14 protein-coding genes and 1 tRNA gene are annotated in these 15279 nt (G+C 72.7%); 12 read left to right on the top strand and 3 right to left on the bottom strand.

What is annotated here, in order from left to right; genetic code table 11:
- The first annotated feature begins 38 nt into the window (after positions 1-38).
- The 7 genes from galU to ACF08B_RS04945 all read left to right on the top strand — a co-directional run bounded on the left by galU (position 39) and on the right by ACF08B_RS04945 (position 5675).
- Positions 39-950 (top strand): UTP--glucose-1-phosphate uridylyltransferase GalU, encoded by a 912-nt coding sequence (gene galU, locus ACF08B_RS04975; RefSeq protein ID WP_392316119.1) that lies wholly within the window; start codon positions 39-41, stop codon positions 948-950.
- Positions 947-2269, top strand: a complete 1323-nt coding sequence (gene glp, locus ACF08B_RS04970; RefSeq protein WP_392316118.1) for a gephyrin-like molybdotransferase Glp — start codon at positions 947-949, stop codon at positions 2267-2269. The genes galU and glp overlap by 4 nt, the downstream gene beginning before the upstream one ends.
- A gap of 123 nt (positions 2270-2392) precedes the next feature.
- Entirely contained in the window at positions 2393-2872 is a 480-nt protein-coding gene (moaC, locus tag ACF08B_RS04965) for a cyclic pyranopterin monophosphate synthase MoaC (RefSeq protein ID WP_073888465.1), read from the top strand.
- Positions 2869-3369: a molybdenum cofactor biosynthesis protein B gene (locus ACF08B_RS04960; protein ID WP_392316117.1), complete on the top strand. Its 501-nt coding sequence runs from the start codon at positions 2869-2871 to the stop codon at positions 3367-3369. Before moaC ends, ACF08B_RS04960 begins: the two co-directional genes overlap by 4 nt.
- A 20-nt stretch (positions 3370-3389) precedes the next feature.
- Positions 3390-4070: a GNAT family N-acetyltransferase gene (locus ACF08B_RS04955; protein WP_392316116.1), complete on the top strand. Its 681-nt coding sequence runs from the start codon at positions 3390-3392 to the stop codon at positions 4068-4070.
- Between the two features lie 207 nt (positions 4071-4277).
- Complete coding sequence (gene glpR, locus ACF08B_RS04950) at positions 4278-5516, top strand: gephyrin-like molybdotransferase receptor GlpR (RefSeq protein WP_392316115.1); 1239 nt, start codon at positions 4278-4280, stop codon at positions 5514-5516.
- Between the two features lie 85 nt (positions 5517-5601).
- Positions 5602-5675, top strand: a tRNA-Ala gene (locus tag ACF08B_RS04945).
- Between the two features lie 144 nt (positions 5676-5819).
- Here ACF08B_RS04945 and ACF08B_RS04940 read toward each other — a convergent pair.
- A complete protein-coding gene (locus ACF08B_RS04940; protein WP_392316114.1) occupies positions 5820-6296 on the bottom strand; it encodes a GNAT family N-acetyltransferase in 477 nt (158 codons plus the stop codon).
- Between the two features lie 81 nt (positions 6297-6377).
- On the opposite strand from ACF08B_RS04940, the gene ACF08B_RS04935 reads away from it, so the two are divergent.
- Complete coding sequence (locus ACF08B_RS04935; protein WP_392316113.1) at positions 6378-7181, top strand: exodeoxyribonuclease III; 804 nt, start codon at positions 6378-6380, stop codon at positions 7179-7181.
- 15 nt (positions 7182-7196) lie between these two features.
- On the opposite strand, the gene ACF08B_RS04930 is transcribed toward ACF08B_RS04935, so the two are convergent.
- Complete coding sequence (locus tag ACF08B_RS04930) at positions 7197-7829, bottom strand: MerR family transcriptional regulator (protein WP_392316679.1); 633 nt, start codon at positions 7827-7829, stop codon at positions 7197-7199.
- Positions 7830-8018: 189 nt separating this feature from the next.
- Between ACF08B_RS04930 and ACF08B_RS04925 the strand changes: the two genes are divergently transcribed.
- The 4 genes from ACF08B_RS04925 (at position 8019) to ACF08B_RS04910 (ending at position 11794) form a co-directional block, all read left to right on the top strand.
- On the top strand, positions 8019-9596 hold the full coding sequence (locus tag ACF08B_RS04925) for a flavin-containing monooxygenase (RefSeq protein ID WP_392316112.1): 1578 nt from the start codon (positions 8019-8021) through the stop codon (positions 9594-9596).
- On the top strand, positions 9593-10546 hold the full coding sequence (locus ACF08B_RS04920) for an alpha/beta fold hydrolase (RefSeq protein ID WP_392316111.1): 954 nt from the start codon (positions 9593-9595) through the stop codon (positions 10544-10546). The genes ACF08B_RS04925 and ACF08B_RS04920 overlap by 4 nt, the downstream gene beginning before the upstream one ends.
- Positions 10543-11427 carry an SDR family oxidoreductase gene (locus ACF08B_RS04915; protein WP_392316110.1) on the top strand — a complete coding sequence of 295 codons (885 nt, stop codon included), beginning with the start codon at positions 10543-10545 and terminating at the stop codon, positions 11425-11427. The genes ACF08B_RS04920 and ACF08B_RS04915 overlap by 4 nt, the downstream gene beginning before the upstream one ends.
- Before the next feature lie 94 nt (positions 11428-11521).
- Positions 11522-11794 carry a hypothetical protein gene (locus ACF08B_RS04910; protein ID WP_392316109.1) on the top strand — a complete coding sequence of 91 codons (273 nt, stop codon included), beginning with the start codon at positions 11522-11524 and terminating at the stop codon, positions 11792-11794.
- Between the two features lie 127 nt (positions 11795-11921).
- On the opposite strand, the gene ACF08B_RS04905 is transcribed toward ACF08B_RS04910, so the two are convergent.
- Entirely contained in the window at positions 11922-15218 is a 3297-nt protein-coding gene (locus tag ACF08B_RS04905; protein ID WP_392316108.1) for a S41 family peptidase, read from the bottom strand.
- Between the last annotated feature and the right edge of the window lie 61 nt (positions 15219-15279).

Genomic DNA, 15279 nt, shown 5'->3' with positions numbered 1-15279 from the left:
ACAGATTCCCATCTAAGGCAACGGATAAGGTTGCGGGCATGACTCAGTCGCACCCCAGGATCAGCAAGGCTGTCATTCCCGCGGCAGGCCTCGGTACCCGGTTCCTGCCGGCCACCAAGGCCACTCCCAAGGAGATGCTGCCGGTCGTCGACAAGCCGGCGATCCAGTACGTGGTCGAGGAGGCCGTGTCGGCGGGGCTCGACGACGTGCTCATGATCACCGGACGCAACAAGCGTCCTCTCGAGGACCACTTCGACCGCAACTACGAGCTCGAATCGGCGCTCGAGAAGAAGGGCGACGCCGAACGGCTCGCCAAGGTGCAGGAGTCCAGCGACCTGGCCACCATGCACTACGTCCGCCAGGGCGACCCCCGGGGTCTCGGCCACGCGGTGCTGTGCGCCGCCCCGCACGTCGGCCACGAGCCCTTCGCGGTCCTCCTCGGCGACGACCTGATCGACCCGCGCGACCCGCTGCTCCAGCGCATGATCGAGATCCAGGAACGGCACGGCGGCAGCGTGATCGCCCTCATGGAGGTCGCGCCCGAGCAGATCCACCTGTACGGCTCCGCCGCCGTGGAGGCCACCGCCGACGGGGACGTCGTGAAGGTGACCGGACTGGTCGAGAAGCCGGACCCGGTGGACGCCCCGTCGAACTACGCGATCATCGGCCGGTACGTCCTCGATCCGCACATCTTCGACATACTCCGCAAGACCGAGCCCGGCCGCGGTGGCGAGATCCAGCTCACCGACGCCCTCCAGCAGCTCGCCCAGGACGAGAAGGTCGGCGGGCCGGTGCACGGCGTCGTCTTCAAGGGCCGCCGCTACGACACCGGCGACCGCGGCGACTATCTGCGTGCCATTGTCAGACTCGCGTGCGAACGTGAAGACCTGGGCCCGGACTTCCGGACCTGGCTCCGCAGTTACGTAGCCGAGGAGATGCAGCAATCTTGAGCAGCGCCGCGACCCGCTCCGCCGACTCGGACCACCTCTGGTCGGTGGACGAGCACCTGGAGGACATCCTCTCGACGGTCCGCCCCCTCGAACCCATCGAGCTGCAACTGCTCGACGCCCAGGGCTGCGTCCTGGTCGACGACGTCACGGTGCCGGTGTCACTGCCGCCGTTCGACAACAGCTCCATGGACGGGTACGCGGTGCGGGTCGCGGACGTCGCGGGCGCGAGCGAGGAGTTCCCGGCCGTCCTGGACGTCGTCGGGGACGTCGCGGCGGGCGCGGCCGACCCGGTGCGGGTCGGCCCCGGCCAGGCCGCCCGCATCATGACCGGCGCCCCGCTGCCACCCGGGGCGGAGGCCGTCGTGCCCGTCGAGTGGACCGACGGCGGGCTCGGCGAGGGGCCCGTCAGCGGCATGCGGGCACGCAGCCTGGCCCCCGAGGGCGCCGCGGGGCACGTGCGCGTGCACCGCCCCGCCGAGGCACGCGCGCACGTGCGGGACAAGGGCAGCGACGTACGCGCCGGAGACCTCGCCCTGGAGGCCGGCACGATCCTCGGCCCGCCGCAGATCGCGCTGCTGGCCGCGATCGGCCGCGGCACGGTACGGGTGCGCCCGCGCCCGCGCGTGGTCGTGCTCTCCACCGGCAGCGAACTCGTCCAGCCCGGCGAGCAGCTGGGCCCGGGCCGGATCTACGACTCCAACAGCTTCGCCCTCACCGCCGCCGCCCGCGACGCCGGCGCGATCGCCTACCGGGTGGGCGCCGTCGCCGACGACGCGGAGACCCTCCGCTCCACCATCGAGGACCAGCTCATCCGCGCCGACCTGCTGGTCACCACCGGCGGGGTCAGCGTCGGCGCGTACGACGTCGTCAAGGAGGCGCTGGAGTCCGTCGGCGACGAGGACGTGGCCGGCGCCGGTGTCGAGTTCCGCAAGCTGGCCATGCAGCCCGGCAAGCCCCAGGGCTTCGGCTCCATCGGCCCCGACCACACGCCCCTGCTGGCCCTGCCCGGCAACCCCGTGTCGTCGTACGTCTCCTTCGAGCTGTTCGTCCGCCCCGCCGTCCGCGCCCTCATGGGCCTCACGGACCTCCACCGGCCCCGCGCGCGGGCCGTCCTGAAGGGTGACGAGGCGCTCCGCTCGCCCAAGGGCCGGCGCCAGTTCCTGCGGGGCGCGTACACCGACGGCGAGGTGACTCCCGTGGGCGGTGCGGGTTCCCACCTGATCGCGGCGCTGGCGCAGGCCGACGCGCTGATCGTCGTACCCGAGGACGCGGAATCCGTCGAGCCCGGCGCCGAGGTGGAGGTCGTGCTGCTCGGCTGAGGGTGCCCGCGCCGCCCGCGGGCCGGTCCTGGTCCGCTGCGCGCCCCGCCTTGGGGGTACCGTGTCGCGCACAACAGGCCCGTGCACCGCACTGCGACGGGCCCGGACCGGGAGCGCCACACCATGAGTACGCAGGAACGGCTGACGCACATCGACGAGGCGGGCGCGGCCCGCATGGTCGACGTATCGGGGAAGGACGTGACCGCGCGCACGGCCCGGGCCAGCGGGCGGGTCCTCGTCTCACCGCGGGTGGTCGAGCTGCTGCGCGGCGAGGGGGTCCCCAAGGGTGACGCCCTCGCCACCGCGCGGATCGCGGGCATCATGGGGGCCAAGCGCACCCCCGACCTGATCCCGCTGTGCCACCCGTTGTCGGTGTCCGGTGTGAAACTGGATCTGTCGGTCGCGGACGACGCCGTGGAGATCCAGGCCACCGTGAAGACGACGGACCGGACGGGCGTCGAGATGGAGGCCCTCACCGCCGTGACGGTCGCCGCGCTCACCGTGATCGACATGGTCAAGGCGGTCGACAAGGGAGCGGTCATCACGGACGTGCGGGTGGAGGAGAAGACGGGCGGCAAGTCGGGCGACTGGAGCCGGGCATGACCATGCGCGCTCTGGTGATCACCGCCTCCAACCGGGCTGCCTCGGGTGTCTACGAGGACAGGGGCGGCCCGCTGGTCGCCGACGGCCTGCGGAGCCTCGGCTTCGCCGTCGAGGGCCCGCAGATCGTCCCCGACGGCGACCCCGTCGAGGCGGCGCTGCGCGCGGCCGTCGACGCCGGGTACGACGCCGTCGTCACCACCGGCGGCACCGGCGTCTCGCCGACCGACCGCACGCCCGAGGCGACCCGTGCCGTGATCGAATACGAGGTCCCGGGCATCGCGGAGGCGATCCGCGCCTTCGGCCGGGAGAAGGTGCCGACGGCGGCGCTGTCCCGGGGCCTGGCCGGTGTCGCCGGGCGGACCCTGATCGTCAACCTGCCGGGCTCCACGGGCGGGGTGAAGGACGGCCTCGCGGTGCTGGAACCGCTGCTGGCGCACGCGGTCGACCAGATCCGCGGCGGCGACCACCCCAGACCCGAGAGCGGGGGTGCGAGCTGAACAGCCCGTCCTGGCCCGTGGTGCTGGTGGACGGAGATGTCGTCCTCCGGCCCATAAAGCTGCGCGACCAGGCGGCCTGGCGCGAGGTGAACCGGCGCAACCGCGACTGGCTGCGCCCCTGGGAGGCGACCATCCCGCCGCCCACGCCGAGCGGGCCGATCACGCACCGGCCCACCTACCGGCAGATGGTCCGACACCTGCGCTCCGAGGCCGGCGCGGGCCGGATGCTGCCCTTCGTCATCGAGTACCAGGGGCGGCTCGTCGGCCAGTTGACGGTCGCCGGGATCACCTGGGGATCGATGTGCTCGGGGCACGTCGGCTACTGGGTGGACGAGGCGGTGGCCGGACGCGGCGTGATGCCGACGGCGGTCGCGCTCGCGGTGGACCACTGTTTCCGTGCCGTCGGGCTGCACCGCATCGAGGTGTGCATTCGCCCCGAGAACCGGCCGAGCCGCCGTGTCGTGGAGAAACTCGGATTCCGCGAGGAAGGGATCCGGCCGCGTTATCTGCACATCGACGGAGCCTGGCGTGACCACATGGTCTTCGCGCTCACCGCGGAAGAGGTGCCCGAAGGGCTGCTCGCACGCTGGCGGCGGGAGCGCACGCGGGACGCGCAGCGCGCCGACCGCCGGGCCGGCGGTACGGGCCCGGCGGGTTCCCAGGACACCTCGGGCACGCCCGGCCGGCCGTGGAATCCGTAGAACACACCAGGGAATCCCGCCCGTCCGCGAAATTGAATACATGTTCGAAATTGGTCGGGAGTTGACCGTCTCGGCGCATTGAATTCCGGACGTTGGTGGTCCGCTGATCGCATCGGTCGCGAAAAAAGCTGGAAATATCAGCCGGATCGTGCGACACACCGGCCCAATTGGCCGATGCCCCCGTGCAAACCCCTCTACGGTGTGAGAGTGAGCAGCAGCGGCCTCATCTACGCAGTCATTGTCGGGGCCTGGGCCGCCTACTTGGTGCCGATGTGGCTCCGTAGGCAGGACGAGCTGAACGAGGCCCGTCCGACGGAACGCTTCAGCACCGCCATCCGGCTGCTGTCCGGACGGGCGGGCATGGAGCGCCGATACGCCAAGGACCTGCGGGCGCGCTCCACCGAGGAGGGGGAGCCCGACGCCGGCGTTCCGGACGCGGTCACCGACTCGGTGGACGTCCGGTCCTTCGCCGTGCCTCCGATCCGCCGTCAGGCCCGTGGGGAGGCCGAGCCCGAGGCGCCCTCCGGCACGCAGCCGGCCCCCCGCCCCGACGACGCACCGGCACCCAGGTCCGCCTCCGTGCCCGCGCACCACTCCACGGGCGCACCCGCGCACGTCGGCGCGTCCGTACCCGCGCAGAAGCGGGTGCCGACCGCGCGGCAAACCCCCTCGGCGCAGGCGGCGGCGGCACGCGCTCAGCGCACGAAGGTGCTCGCCCGCCGACGGCGCACCACCGTGATGCTCTTCCTCGCCTTCACCCTCGGCGCGATCGTGGCAGCCGTCGGCGGACTCGCCTTCCTGTGGGCGCCCGCCGCGCCCGCCGTCCTGCTCAGCGCCTACATCGCCTACCTGCGCTCCCAGGAGCGCCGGCGGTTCGCCTACCAGATGGACCGCCGCAGCGCCGAGGCGGCGGCCCAGCGGCTGCGCGAGCGGGAGCGGCAGCCGCGGCGGCGTGCCCCGCTCGACGCCCCCGTCGCCGACGAACCGGAGGAGGCCCCGGCGACCGACACGGACACCGGTCTCTCCGCGCTCGCCGCTGACCGGCGCGCCCTCGTCGAGCAGACCGACCACGCCGAGTGGGTCGACCAGCAGCGTGAGCGCGAGCGGCGTCCGGGCCAGGGGGACAGCTGGGACCCGGTGCCGGTCCCGCTGCCGACGTACGTGACCGCGCCCGTCGCGCCGCGCGCCTCCTCCGACGTGGACCTGGGCGCGCCCGACACCTGGAGCGCGGCGCGCTCCAGCCCCGTCCTGCCGGAGCAGGAGACGGGCCGGGCGCAGGAGGCGGTGGCGGCGGACGGGACGGCGCCCGCGTCCGCGGGCAAGCCCGCGGGCGGTCGCAGCGACGCGCGTCGCGCGGCCTCCGCCCGCCGGTCCCGCGAGCGCGGCCACACCCCGCTCTTCGACCAGTACGAGGACGGCGACCGGCCGCGTGCCGCCAACGAGTGAGCCCTGCGGAAACTCCCGCTCCGACCGGTCCGTGAGCGGATTTCCGGGCAGCCCGATCGGGATGCTAAAGTTTCACTCGTTGCAAGGGCCTGTGGCGCAGTCCGGTAGCGCACCTCGTTCGCATCGAGGGGGCCAGGGGTTCAAATCCCCTCAGGTCCACGCAGCATGGAGCCCCAGTCGATTCACTTCGGCTGGGGCTCCATCGTTTATGTCGGACGCCGGGACGGGGCAGAGGGCGGGCCCGCCGGAAGGCCTCGTGGCTCCAAGCGGGCCCCCTGTGATCCGAGTTACAGGAAAAGCGTCTCAGAGCGTCTTCGCGAAGCAGCGGCTCTCGTCGTAGTGGCGGTAGTAACCGAACTTGGCGCACGGCTCGTACCCGCTGGACGCGTACAGGGCGAGGGCCTCCGGCTGCTTGCTGCCGGTCTCCAGGACCATACGGACCCGGCCGGCCATGCGGGCGTCCTCCTCCAGGGCCGCGAGCATGCGGCGGGCGAGGCCCCGGCCGCGCATCGTCTCGACCACGAACATCCGCTTGAGCTCGGCGTCGCCGTCCTCGTTGCCCTCGTCGTTGGTGTCCTGGCTGCGCCAGCCGCCGGTGGCCACGGGGCGGTCGTACTCGTCGTACGCGATCAGATAGACGCCCCGCGGCGGGTCGAAGTCCGTGGGGTCGAGGAGAGTGGCGTCGCCGCCGTCGCCGTAGCGCACGTGGTACTCGGCCTGGACCTCGTCGTTGAGCTTGACGGCGTCGGGGTGATCGAAGCGAACGGGGCGAATATTCATGCGGGATATCGTACTTCTATGCAGGTGGCCGGTGGCCTCGGGCGGTGCGGACTCCGACCAGTGTGCCGGTATCGTGCCCGGGTGCTGACTGTGACCTCGGTGAACGTGAACGGGCTGCGAGCCGCCGCCAAGAAGGGTTTCGTGGAGTGGCTCGCCCAGACCTCCGCGGACGTCGTCTGCCTGCAGGAGGTGCGCGCCGAGCAGCACCAGCTCCCCGACGGGGTCGGGCGGCCCGAGGGCTGGCACGTCGTCCACGCCCCGGCCGCCGCCAAGGGCCGTGCCGGTGTCTCCCTGTACACGCGGCGCGAGCCGGACCGGGTGCGGATCGGGTTCGGCTCGGCCGAGTTCGACGACAGCGGGCGCTACGTCGAGGCCGACCTGCCCGGTGTGACGGTCGCCTCCCTGTATCTGCCCTCCGGTGAGGTCGGCACCGAGCGGCAGGACGAGAAGGTCCGCTTCATGGACGAGTTCCTCGCGTACCTCAAGGATCTGCGCGAGCGGGCCGCCGCCGACGGGCGCGAGGTCGTCGTCTGCGGCGACTGGAACATCGCCCACCAGCGGGCCGACCTCAAGAACTGGCGCGGCAACACCAAGAGCTCCGGCTTCCTGCCGGAGGAACGGGCCTGGCTCGGCCAGGTGTTCGCCCCCGAGGACGGCGGCTACGTCGACGTCGTCCGCACCCTGCACCCCGATGTCGAGGGGCCGTACACCTGGTGGTCGTACCGCGGGCGGGCCTTCGACAACGACACGGGGTGGCGCATCGATCTCGCCGTGGCCACGCCCCGGCTCGCCGGCAGGGCCGTCAAGGGCTTCGTCGAGCGGGCGGCCACGCACGCCGAGCGGTGGTCCGACCATGCGCCCGTGACCGTCGTCTACGACCTGTAGGGGCGGCCCGCGCCCTCAGGCGGCGCCGCCCGTTCCCTTGGTGACGCGGCGGTCGAGGGCCAGGGAGAGTTCCGCCTCCACCACGCTGCCGGCCAGGGGACGCAGCCGGTGGAGGTCCTCCTCGGGGGCGTGGCGCAGGATCAGGGAGGCGAAGAGTTCGGCCAGGGCGTCGGCGTGCTCGCGGACGCGGGCGGCGGCCGTGAGGACGTCGGCGAGCGGGATGCCCTCGCGGACCAGCGCGGAGGAGACGTCCAGCAGCCGGCGGCTGATGTGGACGATCTCGTCGCCGTCGGTGCCGAGATAGCCGAGGTCCATGGCGGCGGCCAGGTTCTCGGGGGTGACCTCGCCCTCGAAGCGGGCGGCGAGTTCCTCGGGGGTGAGGCGGACCGGTTCCTCCTCGGTGGGGGTGCCGACGCCGAGGAGGTCGGCGACGTCACGGCCGTGGTCGAAGGCCTCGGCCAGTTCCGCGATGCCGTTCAGGGTGTGGCCGCGCTCCAGCAGGGCGGCGATGGTGCGCAGACGGGCCAGGTGGTGGTCGTCGTACCAGGCGATACGCCCCTCGCGGCGGGGCGCCGGGAGCAGCTTGCGCTCCCGGTAGAAGCGCAGCGTGCGTACGGTGATGCCGGCCAGGCGGGCCAGTTCCTCCATGCGGTACTCGCGCCGGTCCTGGGGGTGTGCCGCCGGGTGTTCTGCGTCTCCTGCCACCCCCGAAGCCTATGTTGTACCGCCGGTAACTTTCCTTCCCGCGCCCCCTACCGCTCGGTACGGAGCTGCTCTACAGTCCCATTGCGCCAGTGTTCACTGGCAGAGTCCAAGGTGACGCGTGGAGGCTCCGGGATGACCGAGCACGAGCATGTACGGGTGGCGGTGATCGGGTCCGGCTTCGGCGGTCTGGGGGCCGCCGTGCGGCTGCGCCGCGAGGGGATCACCGACTTCGTCGTCCTGGAGCGGGCCGACGAGGTCGGCGGCACCTGGCGGGACAACAGCTACCCCGGGTGCGCCTGCGACGTGCCCTCCCACCTGTACTCGTTCTCGTTCGCGCCCAACCCGGAGTGGCCGCGCACCTTCTCCGGCCAGCGGCACATCCGCGCCTACCTGGAGCACGTCACCGACCTCTTCGGCCTGCGCCCGCACCTGCGCCTCGGCTCCGAGGTCGAGCTGATGACCTGGGACGCCGAGAACCTGCGCTGGGTGATCGAGACCGCGCGCGGCACCCTGACCGCCGATGTCGTCGTCTCCGCCACCGGGCCGCTGTCCGACCCGAAGATCCCGGGCATCCCCGGTCTTGAGTCCTTCCCCGGCAAGGTCTTCCACTCCGCACGCTGGGACCACGACTACGACCTGCGCGGCAAGCGCGTCGCCATGGTGGGCACCGGCGCCTCCGCGATCCAGATCGTGCCCGCCATCCAGCCGCAGGTCGGCCGGCTCACCCTCTTCCAGCGCACCCCGCCCTGGGTGATGCCCCGCCTCGACCGCCCCATCACCGGCGCGGAGCGCCTGCTGCACCGGGTCGTCCCCTTCACCGCCCAGCTGCGCCGCGGGGTGTTGTGGGGCGTCAGGGAGCTGCAGGTCCAGGCGTTCACCAAGCGCCCCGAGGAACTCGGCCTCGTCGAGCGCCTCGCCAAGCGGAACATGGCCCGCGCCGTCAAGGACCCGGCCCTGCGCGCCAAGCTGACCCCGGACTACCGCATCGGCTGCAAGCGCATCCTGCTGTCCAACACGTACTACCCGGCGCTCGCCCGGCCCAACGTGGACGTCGTCGCGTCCGGGCTCGCCGAGGTCCGCGGTTCCACCGTCGTCGCGGCCGACGGCACCGAGACCGAGGTCGACGCGATCGTCTTCGGTACGGGCTTCCACGTCACGGACATGCCCATCGCCGAGCGGGTGGTCGGCGCGGACGGTGTCACGCTCGCCGAGTCCTGGAAGGGCGGCATGCAGGCGCTGCGCGGAGCCTCGGCCGCGGGCTTCCCGAACTGGATGACGATCATCGGGCCCAACACCGGCCTCGGGAACTCCTCCATGATCCTCATGATCGAGTCCCAGCTGAACTACATGGCCGACTACCTGCGCCAGCTCGACGTGCTCGGCGGCCGTACCGCCCTCGACGCGCGGCCCGCCGCCGTCGACGCCTGGAACGACACGGTCCAGGAGCGCATGAAGCGGACCGTGTGGAACACCGGCGGCTGCACGAGCTGGTACCTGGACCCGAGCGGCCGCAACACCACCATCTGGCCGGGTACGACCACCGAGTTCCGGCGCGCGACCCGGCGGGTGGACCTTGCCGAGTACGAGGTCCTGCGCACACCCGCCGGGAAGCGGAGGCCCGCCGGGAGGCAGAGGGCGGACGAGGAACAGCGGCCGGCATCCGTGAAGGCGGCGCGGGCCGCCACGGAGAAGAGCGAGAGCGCCGCATGAGCCGCCTCGCCCACGTGACCTCCGGTCCCTACGCCCCGCCCGTCCCCTCCCGTTCGCTCACCGTCGTCTCCGCCGACGGCGCGCGGCTGCACGTCGAGGTGCACGGACCCGACGACGCCCCCGCGGTCGTCCTCGCGCACGGCTGGACCTGCTCCACCGCCTTCTGGGCCGCGCAGGTGCGGGACCTCTGCGCCGACCACCGGGTGATCACCTACGACCAGCGGGGGCACGGGCGCAGTCCCGCGAGCTCCGCCTGCACCACCGAGGCGCTGGCCGACGACCTGGAAGCGGTGCTCGAAGCGACCCTCGCGCCCGGGCAGAAGGCGTTGATCGCCGGCCATTCCATGGGCGGCATGACCGTCATGGCCGCCGCCACGCGCCCCCGCTTCCGGGAGCACGCCGCCGCCGTCCTGCTGTGCAGCACCGGCAGTTCGCGGCTGGTCGCGGAGGCCCGCGTGGTGCCGTGGCGCGCCGGGCGGGCCCGCACCTGGCTGACCGGGCGCGTCCTCGGTTCGCGCGCGCCGCTGGGTCCGGTCACGCCGGTCGCCAAGAGCATCCTCAAGTACGCGACCATGGGCGCCGGTTCGGCTCCGCACATGGTCGAGGCGTGCGCGCGGATCGTGCACGCCTGCCCGCGGGCCGCGCGCCACGCCTGGGCGGCCGTCCTGGAGGCGCTCGACCTCGACCACGGCGTACGGGAGTTGCACGTGCCCACCGCGGTGCTGCACGGCGCGTCCGACCGGCTCACGCCTCCCGTGCACGCCCGCGCCCTGGTCGCCGCGCTGCCGAACTGCGTCGGTCTCACCGATCTGCCCGGCGTCGGCCACATGACTCCGATCGAGGCTCCCGAACTGGTCGGCGGCAGAATGCGGGAGCTCGTCACCACGTACGTCAAGGGGGCGGCCCCGGAACACGGTTCCACCCCTGAGCAGATCAAGGAGGGCGCATGAGCAGGGTCAGCCTCGAGGGGCAGGTCGCGGTCGTCACCGGAGCGGCGCGCGGCGTCGGAGAGCTGCTGGCACGCAAGCTCTCCGCGCGCGGAGCGAAGGTGGCACTGGTCGGGCTGGAGGAGGAGGCGCTCAAGGAGGTCTCCGGACGGCTGCACAGCGAGAGCGCGTACTGGTACGCCGACGTCACCGACCACGAGGCCATGAGCCGGGTCGCGGGGGAGGTGAAGGAGCGGTTCGGGAAGGTCGACATCGTGGTCGCCAACGCCGGTGTGGCGACGGGCGGTCCGTTCGTCGACTCCGATCCGCAGGCGTGGCGGCGCGTGATCGAGGTGAATCTGATCGGTTCGGCGGTGACCGCCCGCGCGTTCCTGCCGGTGCTCGTCGAGAGCCGCGGCTACCTGCTCCAGATCGCCTCCCTCGCCGCGATCACCCCGGCGCCGATGATGACGGCGTACTGCGCGTCGAAGTCGGGTGTGGAGGCGTACGCGCACAGCCTGCGCGCCGAGGTCGGCCACCAGGGCGTGCGGGTCGGGGTCGGCTACCTGTCCTGGACCGACACCGACATGGTGCGCGGCGCCGACCAGGACGACGTCATGCGGGAACTGCGCCGGCGGCTGCCGTGGCCGTCGAACAAGACCTATCCGCTGGGCCCCGCCGTGGACCGGCTGGTCGCGGGTGTCGAGCGGCGCTCGGCGCACGTGTACGGGCAGTGGTGGCTGCGGGGCATGCAGGGCGTGCGCGGCTATCTGCCGGCGCTCATCGGGACCGTCGGCCAGCGCGAGATGAAGCGGTTCGCCCCCCGGCTCCAGGGGATGCGCTCGGGACTCGTCGGCGCAGGTGGGGAGGCCGACGAGGCGGCCCGTGCTACGCACCGTAACTGATCGACATGCGGGGCGTGTTCGCCCGTGTGAATCTGGTCGAGGCCCCACCGAGGGGCCGACTCCCCACCCTCACTCACCACAGGAGTGAACCCACATGGGTATGAAGGACCAGATGCAGGACAAGGCCAACGAGTGGCAGAACCAGGCCAAGGACAAGGCGGGCCAGGGCCGCGAGCGTGCCGAGCGTGGCACGCAGCAGCCGCAGCGCGGTGGCCAGCAGCCCCAGCGCGGTGAGCGTGGCGGCCAGCACCAGCCGCAGCGCGGTGGCCAGCAGCCGCAGTCCGAGCGTGGTCGCCAGAACATGCGCGACACCGACGAGACGGAGCGGGAGATGGACGACCGCTTCGACCGCGACTACGACGCGTAGCCGCTGCGCTCGGCCTTGGCCGTACGACGTGGGGCACCCCTCCTGGTGAGGGGTGCCCTGCGCCCGTGTCCGCGGTCATGTCCGCGCCGATGTCGCGCAGTTCCCCGCGCCCCTTCGGGGCGCGTTCCTACTGTCTCGGGGGGAGTTTCGGGCGGGAGCGGTCCGGGACGTCGCGGTAGTCGGGCGGGACGGCCGGCGGGTTGGTCTCCAGGAGTTCCAGGGCGAGTCGGACGGCGTCGTCGAGCTGGGCGTGCCTGCCCTCGGCCCAGTCCAGCGGGGTGCGCAGGATCTCCAGGTCGGGGGCGACGCCGTGGTTCTCCACGGACCAGCCGTAGGCGTCGAACCAGGCCGCGTTCATCGGCACGGTGATGACCGTGCCGTCGCCGAGCCGGTGCCGGCCCGTCATGCCGACCACGCCGCCCCAGGTGCGCTGGCCGACGACCGGGCCGAGCCCGAGGAGTTTGACGGCGGCGGTGATCATGTCGCCGTCCGAGGAGGTCGCCTCGTCGGCGAGGGCGACCACCGGGCCACGGGGCGCGTTGGAGGTGTACGACACCGGCTGGGCGTTCCGGGTCAGGTCCCAGCCCAGGATCGTGCGGGTCAGCTTCTCGATGACCAGCTCGCTGATGTGGCCGCCCGCGTTGCCGCGCACGTCCACGATCAGCGCGGGCCGGGACACCTCCATGCGCAGGTCGCGGTTGAACTGCGCCCAGCCGGAGCCGCCCATGTCGGGGATGTGCAGGTAGCCGCATCGGCCGCCGCTCAACTCGCGCACGACCGCGCGGCGTTTGGCCACCCAGTCCTGGTAGCGCAGGGGGCGTTCGTCGACGAGCGGGACGACGGCGACCCGGCGGGGGCGGGCGGTCCCGCCTTCGGCCGGCGTGAACGTCAGTTCCACGGTCGTACCGCCCGAGCCGGCGAGCAGGGGGTAGGGGCCGGTGACCGGGTCGACCGGGCGGCCGTCGACATGGGTGAGGACGGCGCCCTCGCGGATGCCCGTGCCGGCCAGCGGTGAGCGTGCCTTGGAGTCGGAGGACTCGCCGGGCAGGATGCGCTTGACCGTCCAGTGGCCGTCGCGGCGGACGAAGTTGGCGCCGAGCAGGCCCTGCCAGCGCTGGTAGTGGGGCGGCCCCTCGTTGCGGCGGGCGGCGGTGACGTAGGCGTGGGAGGTGCCCAGTTCGCCGAGGACCTCGCGCATCAGGTCGGCGAACTCGTCGGGGGAGTCGACGCGGTCCACCAGCGGCCGGTACTGGGCGAGCACCGCGTCCCAGTCGATGCCGCACATGCCGGGGTCCCAGTAGTAGGCGCGGATGAGGCGCCCGGCCTCCGCGTACGACTGCCGCCACTCGGCGGGCGGGTCGACCTCGTGCAGGATGCGGCGCAGGTCGATCCAGACGGTCGTGTCGCCGTCACCGGGCTCGGCCGACGGCACGGCCCGCAGGTCGCCCTCGTCGACGACGACCAGCCGGGTGCCGTCGCCGCTGACCGCGAACCAGTCCAGGTGGCCGACGAGTTCGGACTTCTTGGCCTTGGTGATGTTGAAGTACTCCAGGGTCGGGCGGCCGGTGGTGTCGTCGGGGCTGGCGAAGGTCTCGCCGAGCGCGCCGGAGATCGGCCAGCGCAGCCAGACGAGTCCGCCGCCGGCGACCGGGTACAGCGCGGAGTACTTGGAGGCGATGACCGGGAACGGCGTGACCCTGCTCGGCAGGCCCTCCACCTCGACGGTGACCGTGCCGCCCTCACCGGTCTCCTCCTCCTCCAGCGGGTCCAGGCCGCCGGCGGCCGGGCGGCCCTCCGGGTTCAGGGCGAAGGGGGAGGGGGTCGCCGAGGACAGCGGGACGAGGTAGGGGCGGCAGCCGAGCGGGAAGGACAGGTCGCCGGTGTGCACGTCGTACACGGGGTCGAAGCCGCGCCAGGAGAGGAAGGCGAGGTAGCGGCCGTCCCGGGTGAAGACGGGACTCTCGTCCTCGAAGCGGCCGTTCGTCACGTCGACGATGAGCCGGTCCTTGATCCGGCCCAGCTTGATCATGCGCAGCGAGCGGCCGATGCCCGGGTGGGACCAGGTGAGCCAGGAGCCGTCGGGGGAGAAGGCGAGGTCGCGCACGGGTCCGTTGCCGGAGTGGATCAGCTCGACGACCGTGCCGCCCGCACCGGCCTCCGCCTCGTCCCCGGTCCCCTCGCCCGCTTCGTCCCCGGCCTCCTCCGGCACGTCCAGCAGGAGCAGGCGTCCGTCGTGCGAGGCGATGGCCAGGCGCTCGCCGAGCGGGTCGGAGACCAGCTCCAGGACCCGGCCCAGCTCGCCGGAGGCCAGCCGGCGCGTCGGGCGGTCGCCGGACGCGCGGGGGAGCCGGGCGATCTCGACGGCGTCCTCGCCCTCCGCGTCGGTCACGTAGGCCACCTGCCCGGTGGAGCCCAGCATCTCCGGCAGCCGCACCCGGACGCCGGCCGTCTCGGTGATCGTGCGGGCCGGGCCGTCGCGGTGGGTGAGCCAGTACAGGCTGCCGCGTACGACGACGGCGCTGGCCCGCCCCGTCTCGTCGACGGAGATGCCGTCCACGTTCTGCGCGGCCGGCACCTGGTAGCGGCGGCGGCCGGTGGCCGCTCCGGCGAGCTTGATGTCGAGCCGGTGCGGCGTGCCGCCCGGGGAGAAGTCGTCCGCCAGCCACAGGTCGCCCGCGCACTGGTAGACCACCCGGGTGCCGTCGGTCGCGGCGTTGCGGGCGTAGAAGGCGTCGTGGTCGGTGTGGCGGCGCAGGTCGGTGCCGTCCGGGGCGCAGGAGTAGAGGTTGCCGACGCCTTCGTGGTCGGAGAGGAAGGCGATCCGGCCGGCGACGAACATGGGGCTGGCCAGGTGGCCGCCGATGTCCGGCAGGAGACGCCGTCCGTGCAGCCAGAGGCGGCCCGTCGCGCCGCCCCGGTAGCGCTTCCAGGAGGCCGGTTCGTGCGGCGGGGTGCCGGTGAGCAGCAGGGTCCGGTGCTCGCCGTCGACGTCGGCGACCTGGATGTCGGAGACCGGGCCCCAGGGCAGGCGCCCGCCCGGGTCGCCGTCGGTGGGCACCTTGTAGGCCCAGGTGAAGTAGGAGAAGGGCTCCCCGTGGGAGGCGACGGCCAGGATGTCGGTGTGGCCCTCCTCGTCCTCGGGTGTCCAGCCGCAGACCTGGGTGTCGACGCTGCCCCAGTACGTCAGCTGCCGTGAGGGACCGCCGTCCACGGCGACGAGGTGGATCTCCGGGACCAGGCTGCGCCACGTCGTGAAGGCGATCCGGCTGCCGTCGGGTGAGAAGCGGGGGTGGCCGGACTTCGTGCGGTCCGCGGTGAGCCGCCAGGCGCGGCCCGGGGAGCCCAGGGGGGCCAGCCAGAGGTCGTCCTCGGACACGAAGCACAGCAGGTCGCCGTTGAGGTGGGGAAAGCGCAGATAGCTCACCTCCCCATGCTTTTCCGGGCAAAGGGCCCGGGCAACTCGTGGACAGGGGGTTTTCGGTGCC

The sequence above is a fragment of the Streptomyces sp. NPDC015139 genome, assembly GCF_043079785.1.
Lineage (GTDB): Bacteria > Actinomycetota > Actinomycetes > Streptomycetales > Streptomycetaceae > Streptomyces > Streptomyces albidocamelliae.
Note: the sequence above shows the minus strand (reverse complement) of the source record. Positions and strands in the feature narration are given on the sequence as shown.

What these genes read in the sequence shown, in the direction of transcription:
- galU (WP_392316119.1), top strand. Translation starts at nt 39, where the DNA reads ATGACTCAGTCGCACCCCAGGATCAGCAAGGCTGTCATTCCCGCGGCA.
- moaC (WP_073888465.1), top strand. Translation starts at nt 2,393, where the DNA reads ATGAGTACGCAGGAACGGCTGACGCACATCGACGAGGCGGGCGCGGCC.
- ACF08B_RS04960 (WP_392316117.1), top strand. Translation starts at nt 2,869, where the DNA reads ATGACCATGCGCGCTCTGGTGATCACCGCCTCCAACCGGGCTGCCTCG.
- ACF08B_RS04940 (WP_392316114.1), bottom strand. Translation starts at nt 6,296, where the DNA reads ATGAATATTCGCCCCGTTCGCTTCGATCACCCCGACGCCGTCAAGCTC.
- ACF08B_RS04930 (WP_392316679.1), bottom strand. Translation starts at nt 7,829, where the DNA reads ATGGAGGAACTGGCCCGCCTGGCCGGCATCACCGTACGCACGCTGCGC.
- ACF08B_RS04925 (WP_392316112.1), top strand. Translation starts at nt 8,019, where the DNA reads ATGACCGAGCACGAGCATGTACGGGTGGCGGTGATCGGGTCCGGCTTC.
- ACF08B_RS04920 (WP_392316111.1), top strand. Translation starts at nt 9,593, where the DNA reads ATGAGCCGCCTCGCCCACGTGACCTCCGGTCCCTACGCCCCGCCCGTC.
- ACF08B_RS04915 (WP_392316110.1), top strand. Translation starts at nt 10,543, where the DNA reads ATGAGCAGGGTCAGCCTCGAGGGGCAGGTCGCGGTCGTCACCGGAGCG.
- ACF08B_RS04910 (WP_392316109.1), top strand. Translation starts at nt 11,522, where the DNA reads ATGGGTATGAAGGACCAGATGCAGGACAAGGCCAACGAGTGGCAGAAC.